Raw genomic sequence first — 19,823 nt, 5'->3', positions numbered from 1 at the left:
GCCCCCGATGAGCCTGCAACTGCGTTTCGCCCAAGCCAGCGCCACCGGGCCACGAGAAGAGAACCAGGACGCCCTGCGCCTGGTAACCCCGGCCCCGGAACTGGCCGCCAGCAAGGGTTTTCTGTTCGCCCTGGCGGACGGTGTCAGCCAATGCGCCGACGGCGGCCTTGCGGCCAGGGCCAGTTTGCAGGCGCTGGCGATGGACTACTACGCCACGCCCGCTACCTGGGGCGTGGCCCAGGCCCTGGACCGTCTGCTGCTGGCACAGAATCGCTGGCTGCGCGCCCAAGGCCGCGGTCAGCCCTTGTTGACCACCCTGAGCGCGCTGGTGCTGCGCGGACGCCGTTTCACCCTTGCCCACGTAGGCGATTGCCGCGCCTACCGTTGGTACAACGGCCAGTTGCAATGCCTGACCGAAGACCACGTCTGGGACCAACCCGGCATGCAGCATGTGCTCAAGCGCGCACTGGGCCTGGACCAGCACCTGCTGGTCGATTACCTGGAAGGCGAGTTACAGGCGGGCGAGTGCTTCCTGCTGCTGAGCGACGGTGTCTGGGCCAGCCTGGGCGACCAGCACATTCTGGCGGTGCTGCGCGAGCAACCCGACCTGCAGCTGGCCGCCGAAACCTTGGTTGCCAGCGCACACCACAATGGCAGCCAGGACAACGCCAGCGCTTTGCTGGTGCGCGTCGAGCAACTGGGCGCAAGTAACCTGGGTGACACCCTGGCCCAGTTGCAGCAATGGCCAGTGCCTGGCCCCTTGCGCGAAGGCCAGTCGCTCGACGGCTGGCAGGTCGAGACCTTGCTGGCGCACAGCCGCCAGTCCCTGCTCTATCGGGTGCGCGATAGCCAGGGCCAGGCGTGGCTACTGAAGACCTTGCCCGCGGCACGCGAGCAGGAGCCAGGTGCCGCGCAAGGGTTGCTCACGGAGGAATGGTTCCTGCGCCGCGTCGCCGGGCGTCACTTTCCCGAAGTGCATGCGGCCAGCCAGCGCCAGCACCTTTACTACGTCATGCGCGAGCACCGCGGCCAAAGCCTGGCTAGCATGCTGCAAACACAAGGCCCCCTGCCGCTCTCGCAGTGGCTCGAAGTTGCGCGCCAACTGCTGCAGGCGGTCGGCGTGCTGCATCGGCGCAACCTGCTGCACCGCGATATAAAACCGGAAAACCTGCTGTTGGGAGAAGACGGCCAGCTGCGTCTTCTGGACTTCGGCCTGGCCTACTGCCCGGGCCTCTGCGAAGCACCAGACCATGACTTGCCGGGCACGCCCTCGTTCATCGCACCCGAAGCGTTCGACGGCCACCCTCCCAGCCCGCAGCAAGACCTCTACGCCGTCGGTGTGACGCTGTATCGGTTGCTGACCGGGCATTACCCCTACGGTGAAGTGGAGGCCTTTCAACGCCCGCGCTTCGGCACTGCGATCAACGCATCGCGATATCGGCCCGATCTGCCGGAATGGCTGCAACACAACCTGCAACAAGCAGTAGCGGCCGATCCGAAACAACGCTTCGAGACCGCCGAACAGTGGCTTCTGCTGCTTGAGCGCGGCGACCGTCAGGAACTGCCGAGCCGCAATCGACCGCTCCTGGAGCGGGAACCCCTCAAGCTCTGGCGAACCTTGGCGCTACTGTCCTTGCTATTGAACCTGATCTTGCTGCTCGCCCTGCTCAAGGGCTGAACCCATTACCGATGAGGAACACCCGATGAATGCGAAAGTCTGGCTGGTCGGCGCTGGCCCTGGAGACCCCGAACTGCTTACGCTCAAAGCCGTACGCGCACTGCGCCAGGCCGAGGTGGTGATGATCGACGACCTGGTCAACCCGGCAGTACTGGAGTATTGCCCACAGGCCCGCGTCATTGCCGTTGGCAAGCGCGGAGGCTGCCGCTCCACGCCCCAGGCATTCATCCAGCGCCTGATGCTGCGCCACGCTCGCCAGGGTCGTTGCGTGGTACGACTCAAGGGTGGCGATCCTTGCATTTTCGGCCGAGGTGGCGAAGAAGCCTTGTGGTTGCAGCGGCACGGCATCGACGTGGAGGTAGTCAACGGCATCACGGCGGGGCTTGCTGGGGCGACGCAGTGCGGCATATCCCTCACCTCGCGTGGCGTGAGCCGAGGAGTGACGCTGGTAACCGCCCATACCCAGGATGACAGCGAGCTGAATTGGGCAGCACTGGCACAGGGCGGAACGACACTGGTGGTGTACATGGGCGTGGCTCGGCTTGCAGAGATCCGCCGCGGGCTGCTAGATGGCGGCATGACACCGACAATGCCGGTGGCGATGATCGAGAATGCCTCGCTGCCAACGCAACGGGAGTGTCGCAGCGATCTGCTGAGAATGGTGGAGGACGCACAAGGGTTCGGGTTAAGCAGCCCGGCAATTCTGGTGATAGGCGAGGTCGTTGGCGAGCAGGTGGCGCGCGCGCTGCGGGTCATGGCCGGCTGATGTGCCGAGTGCCGACGGTGAGGCAACTGAAATTGCAGGCAAAGAAAAACCCGGCCGAGGCCGGGTTTTTCATGAAACGTCAAACCAATTACTTGGCCTGGGCTTCTACCTGAGCTTCAACGCGACGGTTGATAGCGCGGCCTTCTTCGGTGGCGTTGTCGGCAACCGGACGGGTTTCGCCGTAGCCAACCGAGTCAACACGGCTGGATTCTACGCCGTACTGCTGGGTCAGGACCTGCTTGACAGCGTTGGCGCGACGCTCGGACAGCTTCTGGTTGTAAGCGTCTGGGCCCACGGAGTCAGTGTGACCTTCAACCACGGTGGTGGTCTGTGGGTACTGCTTCATGAAGTCAGCCAGGTTCTTGATGTCGCCGTAGCTGTTTGGCTTGACGACCGACTTGTCGAAGTCGAACTTGACGTCCAGCTCAACGCGAACGACTTCGGCAACAGCCGGGCAGCCGTCGGCGTCAACGGTAACGTTGGCCGGGGTGTCAGGGCACTTGTCGACGTTGTCGCAAACACCGTCGTTGTCGCTGTCGGAGCAGACTTCGGCAACTGGAGCAGGCGCTGCGGCAACCTTGCCACCGCTACCACCGAAGTTCAGACCCAGACCAACGGTCGGACCCCACTCGGTGTTGCCGTTGTCGATGTTGTACATGGCTTCAACGCCAGCACGGGCGAAGAACATGTCGGTGATGTACCACTTGGCGCCAGCGCCAACGTTGGCGAAGGTGGAGTGGTCACGGCCGCTACGGGTAGCCTGACCCAGGCTCTCGTGAGCGAAACCGGCAGAGACGTACGGACGCAGAGCATCGCCTACGGTACCGAAGTGGTAGGTAGCGTCGAGCTTGGTCTTGGAACCCTTGATGTCCTTGTTGAAGACTTCGCCACGAGCGTTGTGAGTCTCGTTGTAACCCAGATCCAGGGAGACGTCGTCGGTCAGGAAGTAACCCAGGCGAACACCAGGATTGGTGCCGTCGTTCTTGAAGTTACGCTCGCTGTCGTAGTACTGCTTGGTGACGTTGCCTTCGATTTCGACAGCGCCTTGGCCTTGGGCCAGAGCACCGAACGAAGTAGCAGCTACGAGCGAGCCAATGGCCAAGCCCAAGGTGTTTTTCAATTTCATCCGTTAAATCCCCATCTGATGATAGTTAAGCAGTCCCACCAACATCCGGGGGACAACTCGACGGCAAGTCTAGCAGAATTTGCCGATTCGTTAGAGACATTTGTACACGGCTAAGTTTCACTCAACCCGGCAAATTTCTCCCGAAGCTTGTCTAGCGCGCGCTTGTACCGCATTTTTGTTGCGCTCAAGCCCATGTGCATGATATCGGCGATCTCCTGAAACTCCAGTTCTGCGACAAATCGCAGCACCAGGATCTCCCGGTCGATCGGGTTCACATGCACGAGCCACTTGTCCAGCCCGCCCTTTTCTTCCGGTTTCGGCGCCTTGTCTTCGGACGCCTCTTCAACAGGGTCCAGGCTCAAGGCATCCATCAACCGACGCTTGCGGCGCTCCTTGCGGTACTGGGTGATGCACTCGTTGTAGGTAATGCTGTAGAGCCAGGTCTTGAACTTGGATTTGCCCTCGAAGTTCTTCAAACCGTACAGCACCTTCAGCATCACCTCCTGACAGACATCGTCGGCATCCCGATCGTTCCCCAAGTAACGCGCACAGACGTTGAACAGGGTCCGTTGGTAGCGCCGCATGAGTTCCTCATAGGCGCGAGTTACGTGATACAGCTCCTCATGCGAACGCGCCACCAACTCCTCGTCCGTGAGCTCGCGGGGGTCATAACGCATGGGCGGCGAATGAACTTTATTCAAAACGGATCTGGCCGACAGTCAGGTCAATGTCGCCGCTTAGCCCCATGGGCCGATTTTCGCGGCGGCATACATTAACAGCTTTTGTGCGGTTAGCGGCTATTGACACGCTGCTCAAGTAGTTCACGGTTAGACATCGACACCAATTCGCCATCATCGGTCAGCACCGTCGTCTTGACCGTACCGATTTCCTCGATCTGCCCTTCGACCTCTCCAATCCGCACATGCTGGCCGACCTGATAGAGTTCGCGCACGTAGATCCCGGCCAGAATCTGCCCGGCGATCTCGCGGCTGCCGAGGCCCATCGCCAACGCGATTGCCAGACCAACGGTAATCAGCCCGATGACGATCACGTGGTTGAGCAGGTCGGTTTTCACCTCCAGCTGACTGATGGCCACCGAGATGCTGATGATGATCACCAGGCCTTGGGTGATACGCCCAAGCCCTGCGGAATATTCCAGCCCGATGCCTTCCGCGGCACCGCGCACCAGGCCATTGGCTACTTGCGCCAGCAGCACACCCGCCAGCAGCACCAGCGCCGCGCCAAACACCTTGGGCAGGTACAGCGCGAGCATGTCGAGGGTAGCCGAAACCCGCTCGAGCCCCAGGGATTCGGCGGCGGACACCAGGAAAATCAACAGCACGAACCAGTACACGATCTTGCCGATCAGGGTCGAGATCGGCACCTGGATACCGGTGCGACTGAGCATCTTGGTCAGGCCGGTACCGGCCATCAGACGGTCCAGGCCGAACTTGGCCAGTAGCTTGGACAGCAATGTGTCGAGCAGCTTGGCCACGACGAAACCAAGCAGCACGACGACCAGGGCACCGAACAGGTTCGGGATGAAGTTCGCCACCTTGGTCCAAAGGGCGGTCATCGCAGTGACCAGGCTCTGGGTCCAGAGATCGAGTTCCATATTCAATCGGCCTTATCTGCTTTGCTGCCACCGGCAGCGTTGCGGGTAGAGTTTCTACGAACAGGCGCGACATGCGCCGAGCCATTGTTCACGGCAATCATCAACGCCTGGCTCCAGCGGCCCAGGAGGCTGAACAGATCACCCGCGCCCACCTGACGGTTGGCGGTTTTCAGGACGCGACCCAGGCACGCGGCATCGTCACGGTCCTTACCGGACGGCGACGCCTTGAGCAGGTCACGCAGGGATTCTTCGAACGGATCGTGCATAGGCACCTCACGCAGTGTCAGTCAGAGACGAGGGCGCAGGACGATGGGTCACACTGACTGGCGCTGTGGGTGTTTCAAAATGAGTGCGCAGCGGCCGGATCGCCGGCGCCTCGCTGTAGGTGCGATACGCCCCGTGCACGACTAGACCCACCGCAACCGCCGGAACAGCCACCACTGCCCCACCGCCAACCCGAGCACGACGATGCAGGCAAACAGGAAGCCGTAGGGGTTTTCCGCCCCCGGAATACCGCCCACGTTGATACCGAGCAACCCAGTGATGAAGCTCATCGGCAGAAAGATGCAGGTGATGATGCCGAACCGGTACATGGTCCGGTTCATCCGCTCACTGCGGCGTCTGTCCTCGCTTTCGAGTACCAACGCGGCACGTTCGCGGGTCAGTTCGAGCTCTTCCAGGTAGCGGATCAAGCTGTTGTTCAACTCGTTCCAGTAATCGGCGTCGGCGTCGGCGAACCAACTCCACTTGCTGCGCGACAACTGCGCGTAGATGTCTCGCTGCGGGGCGAGAAAACGGCGCAGGGCGGCGGCGCGACGGCGGATTTGCTGCAGGCTGGCCTGTTCGGGCGAGTACCGTTCGTCGGACTCGACCTTTTCTTCTTCGTTGTCGACCCACTCGGAAAGGTCGCTGACCAGCCCCTGAACCTTTTCCGTCAACAGCTCTCCCATCAACAGCAACAGTTCGGACGCCGACTTGGGCCCCCTGCCCTCGGCCAGGTGCTGGAGAATCTCGTCGCTGGCGCGCAAAGGCCGCAAGCGCAGGGAAATCACCCGCTGCGCTTCGGCGAAGATGCGCACGGAAACCATGTCTTCGGGTTCTGCACCCGGGTTGAGGTTGACCCCACGCAGGAACAGCAGCAACTGCTCGCTGGCCAGCGGCAACAACCGCGGACGGGTGTTCTCTTCCAGCAACAGGTCGCAGGCGAACTCGCTCAGGCCACTGTCGTGCAACAGCCAGGTACGTGTCTGCGGATGGCTTCGGTCCCAGTGCAGCCAGAGGCTTTCCTGCGGCTGCAACTGCAGCCCGTCCAGTTCGGTACGGGCGATCGAGCGCGCGCCGCCTTTGCCATCGAGCACCAGGGCATGCACCAGCCCCCACTGCGCGTTGTCTTCCTCTAACATCGACACTCCATCAGCGCGCGCGGCGCATCACTCCGGCATTTTCAGCGGGCTTGGCGAAACGATCACGCCGTTGTTGTCGGCGTACACGTATTCACCTGGGCGGAAGGTCACCCCGGCGAAAGTCACCGGCACATTGAGATCGCCAATGCCACGCTTGTCGGTCTTCATCGGGTGGCTGGCCAAGGCTTGCACGCCGACATCGGTCTGGATCAGCACGTCCACGTCTCGCACGCAGCCATAGATCACCAGGCCCTCCCAACCGTTCTTGGCGGCTTTCTCGGCCAGCATGTCACCGAGCAGTGCACGGCGCAGCGAACCGCCGCCATCGACCACCAGCACCTTGCCCTTGCCATCGAGCTCGACCTGCTCCTTGACCAGCGAGTTGTCTTCGAAGCACTTGATGGTGACGATCTGGCCGCCGAAGGAATCGCGGCCACCGAAGTTGCTGAACATGGGTTCCAGCACCTGGACCAGGTCCGGGTAGGCGTCGCACAGGTCGGGCGTTACGTAATGCTGCATGGGAAGCTCCTGTCAGTCACAACGAAAGCGGTAGATCACGCAAGGCTACACCGGGGAGGCAGTTGCAGTCATCCGGGACCGATCAGTCAGGTGAATTTCGTCTGCGCGGACCTTATCGCCGGCAGGCCGGCGCGCCCATGGACTGCCCCACCCCGGGTTTGACGGCGAGGATAGCCCTGACGCCTCAACCGGCGGGCACAGCCTGCGCCACCACTGTGGACTCATGCACCGGCAGCAGCGGCTCTCGCAACCAGCGCTCCACCAGAGGCCACACCTGGGCCTGCGCTGCCTTGCTCACCAGCATGTCGACATGCCCGAAGGCATCGAAACCTTCCTCGCGCCCCAGGCGCAGGAACTGCTTGCGCTCGCCGCCAAACTGGTCGAACAGCTTGCGACACGCCCATACCGGGTCCTGGAAGTCCCCTGCGCCGGCCACTGCCAGCAGCGGCACATCCACCTCGGCCAACGCCGCCCACCAGTCGCTCTGCTTATCGCCAAAGCGACCGAACAGACCATGCCAGCGCATGCTCTCCAGCGCCAGGCCGATCGGCTCGTCCTCCGGCCCACGCTTGAAACGCGGCCCGGATATCTGTTCCCAGCGCTTGAGCACCAGCTTCGCCCCCCAAGCCAGCGGCGGCACCTTCAATGGCCAGTAGACACGGCTGACCTGGGTACCGAACAGCGCCACGCTGGCCGCCTGTTCGGCCTCGAGAAAACCGCCGCCCAGGGCCGCCACCAGGGTGGTCCCGCCCAACGAATGGCCGATCCAGTGAGGCGTCTGGCCCGACTGCTCGCGCACGAACGCAGCAATCAACGGCAGATCGTGGCGGGCATAGTCGGCGACGCTGTTGTGCTTCCACCTGAGGTTGCGCGGCGACAGCCCATGGCCGCGCATTTCCGGGATCCACACATCGAAACCGGCTCGCGCCAGATAGGCCCCAAGGCCGATGCCCTTGGGCGAATACCAAAAGCGCCGGTTGGAGAAACTGCCATGCAGCAGGATCACCGGCAGGCCTTGGGCCCGATTCTGATCTGCCAGGCCCAGGCGGGTCACGGCCAGCTCGACGCTCGGGTCAGGGCTGTTGCCAGCCTTGATCCGGTATACATCTTCGCTGAGGTCACCGCGGCGCTCGGCACTGAGCAGGGCCACGGGAAAAAGATTGCTGCTGCTTTGCATAAAGTTGCTTGGTGCACAAAAAAGGGCGGGATCCATTGCTGGAACTCGCCCTGGATGAAACCAGGCGGGGACGCGCCAGACGCGCCCCCGCAATTCACTGCATCAGGCCACACCCTGGCCTTCGGCCAGGAAGAACCAGGTCTCGAGTACCGAGTCCGGGTTCAGCGACACGCTTTCGATGCCCTGCTCCATCAGCCATTTGGCCAGGTCCGGGTGGTCCGACGGGCCTTGGCCGCAGATGCCGATGTACTTGCCAGCCTTGTTGCACGCGGCAATGGCGTTGGCCAGCAGCTTCTTCACCGCGGGGTTACGCTCATCGAACAGGTGGGCAATGATGCCCGAGTCGCGGTCCAGACCCAGTGTGAGCTGGGTCAGGTCGTTGGAGCCGATGGAGAAGCCGTCGAAGTACTCGAGGAACTCGTCGGCCAGCAGCGCGTTGGACGGCAGCTCGCACATCATGATCACGCGTAGGCCGTTATCGCCACGGGCCAGGCCGTTTTCGGCGAGCAGGTCGACCACCTGGCTGGCCTCGCCCAGGGTACGCACGAACGGCACCATGATCTCGACGTTGGTCAGGCCCATCTCGTTGCGCACGCGCTTGAGGGCACGGCATTCGAGCTCGAAGCAGTCACGGAACGACTCGCTGATGTAGCGCGAAGCACCGCGGAAGCCCAGCATCGGGTTTTCTTCTTCCGGCTCGTACAGCTTGCCGCCGATCAGGTTGGCGTACTCGTTGGACTTGAAGTCCGACAGGCGCACGATGACCTTTTTCGGGTAGAAGGCCGCAGCCAGGGTGCTGATACCCTCGACCAGCTTCTCGACGTAGAAGCCGACCGGATCGTTGTAGCCGGCGATGCGCTTGTCGACGCTCTCTTTCAGCTCTGGCGGCAGACCGGCATAGTTCAGCAACGCCTTGGGGTGCACGCCGATCATGCGGTTGATGATGAATTCCAGGCGCGCCAGGCCAACACCTTCGTTGGGCAGTTGGGCGAAGTCGAAGGCGCGGTCCGGGTTACCGACGTTCATCATGATCTTGAACGGCAGCTCCGGCATGGCGTCGACCGAGTTCTGCTTGACGTCAAAGCCCAGTTCACCTTCGAAGATGAAGCCGGTGTCGCCCTCGGCGCAGGAGACGGTGACGCCCTGGCCATCCTTGAGGATCTGGGTGGCATTGCCGCAACCGACCACAGCCGGAATACCCAGCTCACGGGCGATGATCGCCGCGTGGCAGGTACGGCCACCACGGTTGGTGACGATGGCGCTCGCGCGCTTCATGACCGGTTCCCAGTCCGGGTCGGTCATGTCGGAGACCAATACGTCGCCTGGTTGCACCTTGTCCATTTCGGACACGTCGTTGATAACGCGGACCTTGCCGGCACCGATGCGCTGGCCGATGGCGCGGCCTTCGACCAGAACGGTGCCTTTTTCCTTGAGCAGGTAACGCTCCATGACGTTGGCGCTGGCGCGGCTCTTCACGGTCTCAGGGCGAGCCTGGACGATGTACAGCTTGCCGTCGTCGCCGTCCTTGGCCCACTCGATGTCCATCGGGCGCTGGTAGTGCTGCTCGATGATCATGGCCTGCTTGGCCAACTCGTTGACTTCGTCGTCGCTCAGGCAGAAGCGCGCACGATCGGCGCGGTCGACTTCGACCGTCTTGACCGACCGTCCGGCCTTGGCTTCGTCGCCATAGACCATCTTGATCGCCTTGCTGCCCAGGTTGCGGCGCAGGATCGCCGGGCGGCCAGCCTGCAGCGTCTGTTTGTGGACGTAGAATTCGTCCGGGTTCACCGCACCTTGCACCACGGTTTCACCCAGGCCATAGGCGCCGGTGATGAACACCACGTCGCGGAAGCCCGACTCGGTGTCGAGGGTGAACATCACACCGGCGGTGCCGGTTTCCGAACGGACCATACGCTGCACGCCAGCGGACAGGGCCACCAGCTTATGGTCGAAGCCTTGGTGCACGCGGTAGGCGATGGCGCGGTCATTGAACAGCGAGGCGAACACTTCCTTTGCCGCGCGGATCACGTTGTCGACGCCACGGATGTTCAGGAAGGTCTCCTGCTGGCCGGCGAAGGAGGCATCCGGCAAGTCTTCGGCGGTGGCCGAGGAACGCACGGCCACGGCCATGTTGTCGTTGCCCTTGGACATTTCGGCGAAGGCAGTTCGGATTTCCGAATCCAGGCGAGCCGGGAACTCGGCCTCCATCACCCACTGGCGGATCTGTGCGCCGGTCTTGGCCAAGGCGTTGACGTCGTCCACGTCCAACGCATCAAGCGCGGCATGGATGCGGTCGTTCAGGCCACTCTGCTCGAGAAAATCGCGGTACGCCTGAGCCGTAGTGGCAAAGCCGCCCGGCACCGAAACGCCGGCACCTGCGAGGTTACTGATCATCTCGCCCAGGGATGCGTTCTTGCCCCCCACATGCTCCACATCATGGACGCCGAGCTTATCGAGGGAAACTACGTACTCTACCAAGGTGATCTCTCCACTAACTGTATTGGAAAAGCTCAAGGGCGCCCGCCTGCCTGTTCTGACTTGGCCGGACGCTTGTGGCCTGTACCTGGAAAATAAGTGAGAATGCCGACAGCCGCATTCGGCAAACCGAACTTATCATATCCAAGAAACGTCATCAGCTTAAGGCCCAGGATGCAAATGAAAAGAACCGCGTTCTTCATCTCCGATGGCACCGGCATCACCGCCGAGACCCTGGGCCAAAGCCTGCTCGCTCAATTCGATAGCATTCCGTTCAACAAATTCACTCGCCCGTACATCGATACGCCTGACAAAGCGCGGACCATGGTCCAGCAAATCAATGCCGCGGCGGAGCGGGACGGCATGCGCCCGATCATCTTCGACACCATCGTCAACCAGGACATCCGCGAGATCCTGGCCACGTCGAATGGCTTCATGATCGACATCTTTTCGACGTTTTTATCCCCGCTCGAGCAGGAATTGACTGCCCATTCGTCGTATTCCGTCGGTAAATCCCACTCAATCGGTGGCAACTCCAACTACATGGAGCGCATCGAAGCGGTCAATTTCGCTTTGGACAACGACGACGGCGCCCGTACCCACTACTACGACAAGGCCGACTTGATCCTGGTGGGCGTATCGCGGTGCGGCAAGACGCCCACCTGCCTGTACATGGCCATGCAATTCGGTATCCGCGCCGCCAACTATCCGCTGACCGAGGACGACATGGAGCGCCTGCAGCTGCCCGCGGTGCTGAAAAAGCACCAGCACAAGCTGTTCGGGCTGACCATCGACCCCGACCGCCTGACTGCCATCCGCCACGAGCGCAAGCCCAACAGCCGCTATTCGAGCTTTGCCCAGTGCGAGTTCGAAGTGAGAGAGGTGGAAAACCTGTTCCGGCGCGAGAACATTCCCAACATCAACTCCACGCATTTTTCGGTGGAGGAGATTTCGGCGAAGATCCTGGTGGAGAAAGGGGTGGAGCGGCGGTTCAAGTAGCCAGAGGGTGGGCTGCAAGGGGTTAGTCTTAGGCGATTTTTTCCCTGTAAGATCGGGCGCCGCCCGCGCGGCGCATCGCGAGCGAGGCTCGCTCCTACGGGATTTGCGTGCGTCTGGGGCAGGCGTTACTGGCCGGAAAAAACGAGGGGCGAGCCCTGCTCGCGATGCGTCGCGTGGGCGGCGCTCGATTTGCGTACCACCACAAAACTCCCGCCAAGCCTCATAAAAAAGCCCCGGCATCACTGCCGGGGCTTTCTCATTTCAGCTTGATGATCAGGACGGCACCACCGTCGCCTGCCCACTCATCGCCAAGTCGACCAGCTCGCGGTTGGCCACCGCGTACATCGCATAGTCAGTACCCGGTGCGTTGCGCAAGTCGTCTAGCATGGCGCGCCAGCGCTCGACCATCACCCGGTGCTGCTCGGCCCACAGCGCCACGCGGGCATCCATGTCCTGCGGCGCATCCGCCATCTGCAGCACGGAAATGGTGATCGCGCGCTGCTGCAGGTCGATGTCGTCGCGGAACGACTCGCGGGCCAGTGCCTGCCAGTTGTTCTCCACCGTCAGGTTGCTGACCTCCTGCAGGTACCAGGTCAGGTCGAAGGCACTGCCCACAGCGAAGAACGCCTTGGCCACCTGGGCCGGATCATGCCCGGTCACGTCAGCCGCCTCGATGATCGGCAACAGCGTGTACAGGTGGCTGGTACCCGCCACCATGCGCGCCAACAGCTCCGGCACACCAGCATCGACGAAGCCCTGGTAACGAACCATCCAACGCTCACGGGTCGGGCCTTCGAGCAACTCGTCGAGCTTCAGGCCCAGTTGGGCGATTTTCGGCCCGAAGTGCGCGGTGTCACGCCCGGCATCCTGCTCGTTGCGACGGCTACGCAGGAACCAGCGGGTGGCCCGGCGGCCCAGGCGCATCAGCTCGTCCATCAGGGTCAGTTGGACCTCTGCCGGCACCTGGTAATCCAGCGCCTCGATCTGGCGGAACCAATGCGGCAGGTGGAAGATGTCGCGCACGATCACATAAGCCCCGGCCACGTTGGCCGGGCTCATGCCGGTCGACTCCTTCAGGCGCTGGACGAAGGTGATCCCCATGTTGTTGACCAGATCGTTGGCGATCTGGGTGCTGACGATCTCACGTTTCAGACGATGACGACGCATGGCGTCGGCGAACTTGCTGACCAGCGACGGCGGGAACGCGGTTTCCATGTCACGGGTCAGGTAGTCGTCGTCCGGCACCAGCGACTTGAGCAGTTGCTCCTTGAGGTCGATCTTGCTGTACGAAATCAGCACCGACAGCTCGGCACGGGTCAGGCCCTGGCCTGCGGCCAGGCGCTCGGCCAACTGCTCCTCGGACGGCAGGAACTCGATGGCCCGATCCAGCTTGCCCCGGCCCTCCAGGTCAGCCATCAGGCGCTTGTACTCGGCGATCCGCTCGCGGGCACGACGGGCCGCCAGCGACAGCGCCTGGGTCTGCTTGTAGTTGTTGCCCAGCACCAGGCTGGCCACCTCGTCGGTCATGCTGCCGAGCAGCTGGTTGCGCTGCTTCTCGGTCATGTCGCCACCCTGCACCACTTCGTTGAGCAGGATCTTGATGTTGACCTCATGGTCGGAGCAGTCCACACCACCGGCGTTGTCGATGAAGTCGGTGTTGGTAGCGCCACCGTGCAGGCCGAACTCGACCCGACCCAGCTGGGTCATGCCCAGGTTGCCGCCCTCACCCACCACCTTGCAGCGAAGCTCGTTGCCATTGACGCGCAGGGCGTCGTTGGCCTTATCACCGACATCGGCGTGGCTTTCGCTGCTGGCTTTGACGTAGGTGCCGATACCGCCGTTCCACAGCAGGTCGACCGGCGCCTTGAGCAGCGCGTTGAGCAGCTCGGTCGGGGTCAGGCGATCAGCCTCGATGGCGAAGCGCTCTTTCATCTGCGGGCTGATGGCAATGCTCTTGGCACTGCGCGGGAAAATCCCGCCGCCTTCGGACATGATGCTGGTGTCGTAGTCGCTCCAGGCCGAACGTGGCAGATCGAACAGGCGCTGACGTTCGGCGAAGCTGGTGGCCGGATCCGGATTCGGGTCGATGAAGATGTGCAGGTGGTTGAACGCCGCCACCAGTTTCAGCTTGTCGGACATCAGCAGGCCGTTACCGAATACGTCACCGGCCATGTCGCCGATGCCGATCACAGTGATCGGGTCTTCCTGCACGTTGATCCCACGCTCGCGGAAGTGGCGCTGAACACCCACCCAGGCACCGCGGGCGGTGATGCCCATCTTCTTGTGGTCGTAGCCAGCCGAACCACCCGAGGCGAAGGCATCGCCCAACCAGAAGCCGTAGTCGATGGCGATGCCGTTGGCGATATCGGAGAAGGTCGCTGTGCCTTTGTCCGCCGCTACCACCAGGTACGGGTCGTCATCGTCGTGACGCACCACGTTGGCTGGCGGCACCACGCCGCCCTCCTTGAGGTTGTCGGTGATGTCGAGCAGTCCACTGATGAAGATGCGGTAGCACGCTACGCCCTCGGCGGCGATCTCGTCACGGGTGCCACCCAATGGCAGACGACGCGGCAGGAAGCCACCCTTGGCCCCGACCGGCACGATCACCGAGTTCTTCACTTGCTGGGCTTTCACCAGGCCCAGCACCTCGGTGCGGAAGTCTTCCTCGCGGTCCGACCAACGCAAGCCGCCACGGGCGACGTTGCCAAAGCGCAGGTGCACACCTTCGACCCGCGGCGAATAGACGAAGATCTCGAACTTCGGCACCGGCTTGGGCAGTTCGGGAATCAGCTTGGGGTTGAACTTGAAGCTGAAGTACGACTTGTTGTGCCCATGGGCGTCCGGTTGGTAGAAGTTGGTGCGCAACGTGGCCTTGATCAGGTCCAGGTAGCGACGCAGGATACGGTCCTCGTTGAGCACCTGAACGTCGTCCAAGGCGCTGAGAATCGCCTGCTCCAGGCGCTGCTGCTTGTCGTCCAGGTCGTCCTGGGTGAGTTTGCGCGCCAGGTAGAAACGGGTCTTGAACAACCGGGTCAGCTCACGGGCGATGTCGGTGTGGTTGTTCAGGGTGCTGGCGATGTAGCCCAGGTCGAAGCCCAGGCGAATCTGCTTGAGGTAACGCGCATACGCGCGCAGCAGTGCCACATCGCGCCACGGCAGGCCGGCGGTCAGGACCAGGCGGTTGAAGGCGTCGTTCTCGGCATCGCCTTTGACGATGTGGACGAAGGCATCCTGCAAGATGTCGTTGAGCTGCTGGATATCCAGGCTCAGGCCTTCGCTGTAGGTGAAGGCGAAATCGTGAATCCAGTATTCGCGGCCGCTGGCATGACGCAAGCGGTACGGGAACTCACCCAGCACGCGCAGGCCAAGGTTCTCCAGGATCGGCAGCACATCGGACAGTGCCAGTGGCGTATCGGCGTGGTACAGCTTGCAGTGCAGCAGGCGCTCGCCAAGACGGGTCAGCGGCTGGTAGAAACTCATGGCCAGCGGCTTGTTTTCAGACAGTGCCAGCACGTGCTGAAGGTCGACCACCGCCGAGTGCGCAGGGAAGCGCTCACGGTAGCCGGCCGGGAAGCCTTTGGGGAAGTCGGCAAGAATGTTGGTGCCCTGGGCCTCGCCGAAGTTCTCGATCACCAGTGCCGAGTAGTCGTCCTGCCACGAGCGGCAGGCCTGGATCACTTCGTTTTCCAGCTGCTGCGGGTCGATGTCGATGCGGTTCTTCGGGTCGACCCGCAAGATCAGCTGCACACGCGCCAGCACCGACTCGGAGAAGAAGGTCCAGAACTCGCAGTCGCTGGCCTTCAGGCGCTCCATCAGCACCTGCTGGATCTTCTGGCGCACCTCGGTGGAGTAGATCTCACGCGGTACGTAGGCCAGGCAGTAGCAGAAGCGGCCGTAGGGGTCCTTGCGCAGGAATACGCGAATCTTGTTGCGCTCCTGGATCTGCACGATCGACATCACGGTGCTGAACAGCTCGTCGACCGGGGTCTGGAACAGGTCGTCGCGTGGCAACACCTCTAGCACCTGGGCCAGTTCCTTGCCCAGGTGAGCCTTGGGATCGAAGCCAGAACGGCGCTCGACTTCATTGACCTTGACGCGGATGTACGGGATGGCATGCACACTCTCGCCATAGACCGACGAGGTGTACAGGCCCATGAAGCGGTGTTCCTTGATGACCTTGCCAGCGGAATCGAGCTGGCGAATCGACACGTAGTCCGGATAAGCCGGGCGATGCACGCGGCTGGGCAGCGCAGCCTTGGCGAAGGACAGCAGCAGCGGCTCGTTGAGGTAGGCCACGGCGTAATCTTCGATGCGCAGTTCTTCGGCGCTCAGCCCCACGCGCAGGCGCCGTGGCAGGCCGAGGAATGACTGCTCGTCGTACACCATCTGGCCGCCGGCGTTGTCGTCCCGGACCGTGAATTCTTCGTAGCCCAAGAAAGTGAAATGGTTGTCCAACAACCATTCGAGGAACGCCTTGACCTCGGCCTTCTCATGCTGCACCGGTGCGAACGGCGTCTGCTCCACCAAAGCGACCACTTCGCGCAGCTTGGCCTTCATCGGCTCGAAATCGGCAACTGCCACCCGCACTTCGGCCAAGACCTGCTCGATTTCACGGGTCAGCACCGTCAGTTCGGCGGCATTGGCGCAGCGGTCGATCTCCAGGTACATCAGCGATTCATGACGCACGCCCTCACCCTGGGTGCCCTTGGGCAGCAGTTCGAGCAGTTCGCCCTTGGCGCCACGACGCACGCTCAGCACCGTGGTCTGCAGGGTGTGGATGCTGTAGCCGCGGCGGTTCAGCTCGGTGCGTACCGAATCGACCAAAAATGGCAAGTCGTGGTGCAGCACCTCGACCACCGTGTGGGTCGATTGCCAGCCATTGCGCTCATAATCCGGGTTGTAGACCCGCACTTGCGGTTGTGCAGGGTCGAAGCGCTCGATGATGCGCCAGGCAGACAGCGTGCAGCCGGCCAGGTCGGACAGCCTGCGCTGGGTGAGTTCGTCCAGAGAGATGATGCCGAAGAACTGCTCGGCGAACAGCGCCACTTGTGGCAGGGACTGTTCGCTGATGTGCTGCGCCAGGGCCGCCTGCAGTTGGTGCTGGAAGTCGGCTTTGCTGGCTGCGGTGAAGAACGCCATCTGTGGTACTCCGCTTGGGCTTTGTAATAGTTGAAGCGTCGCATGCGTGCGCCTTGGTACGGATCAACGATAGCCAAACCGTGGCAAGGCGGACGGTAAAACCAGGCGTTGAACGTGTAGGCCACGTTCATAGGCTCGGCGCAGCTTAACGACTGAGTGGTCACTACGGCTTGCAGCGCTGCGACAATTTCGGTCAAGGGGGGGTAACTTTACGTTTATGGATGCGTGCAAGGCTGTCAGAATTCCCCCTCATTTCCTTTGATCCGAGCCGCCCATGCAAATCAAAACTGCCCTGCTCTTCGCCACGCCCTGCGATGAAGAAGAAGACGACATGGCGACCCTGTGCTGCCACAGCGACAAGGGACAGATGTTCCTGCTGACCCGCTACCCGGACGAGGACACGGTCGACCTGACCCTGGACGACGAACCCTCGACCCTGGATGGCTTGAAAGTGACCTTGAGTGCCCAGCGCTTGTTGATCGAAGTGGCTGCCAGTGACCGGGATGCGCTGAAAGGCGATGAGTCGCTGGAGATTGTGTTGACGTCGCAAGGAACTGACCTGGAAGAGGTGGCGCTGACGTTGCGCAATATCCTCAAGGGTACCGGTACCTTCGTTAGCGAGCTTTGAGGGCGCACAGGACCGGCCTCGATCGTCGGCGAACATCCGGCGCTGGTACGCGCACCTCCCCTGTTTCTGGCTAACGATCTGGAACAAACTCAGTTCAGGTACCACCGAACTGAAGAACGCGCTGTTCGAACGCGGTGACCTGGAACAATGCCGCACGTACTGCTCGTCCCTGGAAGCCGAGGACCTGCTGCCCTGTTCTGCAACGCCCCTTCGCAGGCTGCGACCTCGGCCATCCCCAGGCCAGACGATTGCCGAGAAGCCCCTCAAGACCCGCGGAACCTTGCTGTCCACGCAACTCCATTTGCGTGGACTGTCTGCCCTCATTGCACGGGGTTGGAGTGCATGACTCGACCTGCTTCAGCGGGTCTGTCGATGTAGAGCTGATCCAGTGTGCTGTTGCATAGCCCCTTGAGTGCATTCCAGTTTGCCGAGGTGTGAATGTATTTCTCTCGCAACTGGGCAGTTTCCTCCTGCGTCAACCCCGGGTCTGCGCTGTGCCCGAGAGCGAAGTCATGCAATTTGCGGCTGATGGTATGCAGATCGTCCGGCAGTTGATGGGCTGGGTCATTGCCCAGATTGGCGAAAGGCACCCCGCCGCGCACGGCCAGTTCCCGCATGACGCTCAGGTAGATGCGGGACAACTGTCCCTTCACCTCCCGCTGCCACTGCACGGCGGCATATACCTGTTTTTCCGGATCATCGCGGCGGCTCCGGCTTCCGGCGATGGGTGCTTCCCAGGTCAACAGCTGTGGCTTTGGCGCGGGCAAATCCTTGTACGCCTGCTCCAGCAAGGCGCGGGTGATTGCATACGCGCGAGTCCGTTCGGGAGGCGTGGTCAGTGCGACGCGGCTGGCGTTGGGTTTGCACAGGAGGACGCTTTCCTGCTGTGCCTGGGGATAGCCGCCACCGATGTTTGAATGGACGCCGGGCATGTGGATGTCGTGGTCGGTGCGCACCAACGGGAAGTTGTGTCGGCGCTCGTCGCTGGCGACCAGTTGCACCACATGCCGCGCACAACCCTGGGCCAAGCCCAGGCGTAGCTTGCCGAATCGGGCGGTGCCCTGGGTGAGGCGATTGTGCAGTGGGGCGGTGATGGCGGCGACGGTGTCGAACAGGCCGATGAAGTTGACGCTGGTCTTGATGTGTGGATATTGCGAGCAGATGGGTGTGTCGTCGTGTAGCCGGTTGAGCAAGTGGCGAGCGGCGGCGGCGCCCCGACTGAAGCCAAACAGGTCGAACTCGATGTGGTGGGGGTGGGGGTGGGTGTGCAAGCAGTCGATCAGGTGATGGTCGACCATGGCCAAGGCTTGCTGGACTCTGGCTTCGACACCTGTCTGACCGCGTCCGGTGGCTTGGGCGAAGGGCGAGTCCTGGCTGGCTTCGGTGGTGCCTATGCCTTCGATGTAGAGTTTCATGAAGTGCTTATTTGGCGTGGCCTGCGGTTGGCCGGTGGGGTATAGCGTGTGTAACAGGGCGATGTTGGTTGGGGCGTTGGCGTAACTGCCGGTGGTGTATTTTTGTGTGGGGGAGTCGGGGGTAACGGCGTTGCGGGCGTTGTTGCCGGTGCCGTCGAAGAAGATCCCTATGCGCAGGACATAAGGTTTGGTGCTGGTGAACACGGGGAATTTTTTACTCAACTCATCCATCTGGCTGAACTCCGGTTGGCTTGGTGAGTTCAGCAAGCAACAGCTTAACCTCGGTGCCTACCCGCACATTCAACATCTAAGTACAGAAATTTCCCTTCTCCGCCTGGAACTTGATTTCGCTTCTAGTGGGCGGTGGTTCAGTCGCCCTCTATTGCGAATTCAGGGGGCTTAGCACTGTGGCTGGACGATAGCCGCTAGATTTCGTAGTTACTTTTTTCGGGCGTTTTTAAGGAGTGGGGGCAGAGGTGATGAGGCGAACTTAGGGGTGGCATTCAAATCGCGTGAATATCCATTCGCCATGGAGGCGCTCATTCACCTTTTCGCCTTTACGGCGACCTACTTTTGCTCTTGGGCAAAAGTAGGCAAAAACCGCTGGCTCCTATCATCCGGCCCCTACGCTTCGCTTCGGGGTTCCCTCGCTACGGGCTTGCTCCCGGGAGGACCGCGCTGAACGGCCCTTCCTGGGCCGCAGCGCTTGACGGGCATCCATGCCCGTCACCTCCCTCCGCAAGCCCTACGCTCGGCCTACTGACGTCGCAATTTGCAGCGTCTGGGATATCGCGCATGAAAAGCAAAAGCGGCGCATGAAATACCAAATCCGAACAACAACAACAACAACAACAACAACAACAACAACAACAACAACAGCTAA

14 protein-coding genes are annotated in these 19,823 nt (G+C 61.8%); 4 read left to right on the top strand and 10 right to left on the bottom strand.

Features of this window, described 5'->3' with window-relative positions; genetic code table 11:
• The first annotated feature begins 7 nt into the window (after positions 1-7).
• Together H620_RS0117975 and cobA are read left to right on the top strand one after the other, a co-directional pair.
• The gene (locus H620_RS0117975) at positions 8-1,678 is read left to right on the top strand and encodes a bifunctional protein-serine/threonine kinase/phosphatase (RefSeq protein ID WP_027907806.1); all 1,671 of its coding nucleotides are present in this window, start codon (positions 8-10) and stop codon (positions 1,676-1,678) included.
• A gap of 25 nt (positions 1,679-1,703) precedes the next feature.
• Positions 1,704-2,444 (top strand): uroporphyrinogen-III C-methyltransferase, encoded by a 741-nt coding sequence (gene cobA, locus H620_RS0117970; protein WP_023379525.1) that lies wholly within the window; start codon positions 1,704-1,706, stop codon positions 2,442-2,444.
• An 88-nt stretch (positions 2,445-2,532) separates the two neighbouring features.
• Here cobA and H620_RS0117965 read toward each other — a convergent pair whose 3' ends face one another.
• From H620_RS0117965 to ppsA, 8 genes are all read right to left on the bottom strand, one after another.
• The gene (locus H620_RS0117965) at positions 2,533-3,570 is read right to left on the bottom strand and encodes an OmpA family protein (protein ID WP_023379524.1); all 1,038 of its coding nucleotides are present in this window, start codon (positions 3,568-3,570) and stop codon (positions 2,533-2,535) included.
• A 110-nt stretch (positions 3,571-3,680) separates the two neighbouring features.
• Complete coding sequence (sigX, locus tag H620_RS0117960; protein ID WP_023379523.1) at positions 3,681-4,247, bottom strand: RNA polymerase sigma factor SigX; 567 nt, start codon at positions 4,245-4,247, stop codon at positions 3,681-3,683.
• A gap of 113 nt (positions 4,248-4,360) precedes the next feature.
• Positions 4,361-5,185 carry a mechanosensitive ion channel family protein gene (locus H620_RS0117955; protein ID WP_023379522.1) on the bottom strand — a complete coding sequence of 275 codons (825 nt, stop codon included), beginning with the start codon at positions 5,183-5,185 and terminating at the stop codon, positions 4,361-4,363.
• 2 nt (positions 5,186-5,187) lie between these two features.
• Positions 5,188-5,451 (bottom strand): hypothetical protein, encoded by a 264-nt coding sequence (locus tag H620_RS0117950; protein WP_023379521.1) that lies wholly within the window; start codon positions 5,449-5,451, stop codon positions 5,188-5,190.
• A 141-nt stretch (positions 5,452-5,592) separates the two neighbouring features.
• Complete coding sequence (locus H620_RS0117945) at positions 5,593-6,588, bottom strand: CorA family divalent cation transporter (protein ID WP_023379520.1); 996 nt, start codon at positions 6,586-6,588, stop codon at positions 5,593-5,595.
• Positions 6,589-6,615: 27 nt separating this feature from the next.
• The gene (gene rraA, locus H620_RS0117940) at positions 6,616-7,107 is read right to left on the bottom strand and encodes a ribonuclease E activity regulator RraA (protein ID WP_023379519.1); all 492 of its coding nucleotides are present in this window, start codon (positions 7,105-7,107) and stop codon (positions 6,616-6,618) included.
• Positions 7,108-7,291: 184 nt separating this feature from the next.
• Entirely contained in the window at positions 7,292-8,284 is a 993-nt protein-coding gene (locus tag H620_RS0117935) for an alpha/beta fold hydrolase (protein WP_023379518.1), read from the bottom strand.
• A gap of 102 nt (positions 8,285-8,386) precedes the next feature.
• Positions 8,387-10,762 carry a phosphoenolpyruvate synthase gene (gene ppsA / locus H620_RS0117930; RefSeq protein ID WP_023379517.1) on the bottom strand — a complete coding sequence of 792 codons (2,376 nt, stop codon included), beginning with the start codon at positions 10,760-10,762 and terminating at the stop codon, positions 8,387-8,389.
• A gap of 171 nt (positions 10,763-10,933) precedes the next feature.
• Here ppsA and ppsR point away from each other — a divergent pair, with 171 nt between their 5' ends.
• Positions 10,934-11,758 (top strand): posphoenolpyruvate synthetase regulatory kinase/phosphorylase PpsR, encoded by an 825-nt coding sequence (gene ppsR, locus H620_RS0117925; protein ID WP_177325243.1) that lies wholly within the window; start codon positions 10,934-10,936, stop codon positions 11,756-11,758.
• 273 nt (positions 11,759-12,031) lie between these two features.
• Here ppsR and H620_RS0117920 read toward each other — a convergent pair whose 3' ends face one another.
• Positions 12,032-16,897, bottom strand: coding sequence for an NAD-glutamate dehydrogenase (locus H620_RS0117920; RefSeq protein ID WP_027907803.1), 4,866 nt, complete (start codon positions 16,895-16,897; stop codon positions 12,032-12,034).
• Between the two features lie 274 nt (positions 16,898-17,171).
• Here H620_RS0117920 and H620_RS0117915 point away from each other — a divergent pair, with 274 nt between their 5' ends.
• Positions 17,172-17,525 carry a hypothetical protein gene (locus H620_RS0117915; protein ID WP_027907802.1) on the top strand — a complete coding sequence of 118 codons (354 nt, stop codon included), beginning with the start codon at positions 17,172-17,174 and terminating at the stop codon, positions 17,523-17,525.
• 320 nt (positions 17,526-17,845) lie between these two features.
• On the opposite strand, the gene H620_RS0117910 is transcribed toward H620_RS0117915, so the two are convergent.
• Positions 17,846-19,171, bottom strand: a complete 1,326-nt coding sequence (locus tag H620_RS0117910; protein ID WP_049818816.1) for a T6SS phospholipase effector Tle1-like catalytic domain-containing protein — start codon at positions 19,169-19,171, stop codon at positions 17,846-17,848.
• Positions 19,172-19,823: the final 652 nt, after the last annotated feature.

Source organism: Pseudomonas taiwanensis DSM 21245 (assembly GCF_000425785.1).
Classification (GTDB): domain Bacteria; phylum Pseudomonadota; class Gammaproteobacteria; order Pseudomonadales; family Pseudomonadaceae; genus Aquipseudomonas; species Aquipseudomonas taiwanensis.
This window is presented reverse-complemented; position numbering and strand designations above follow the sequence as displayed.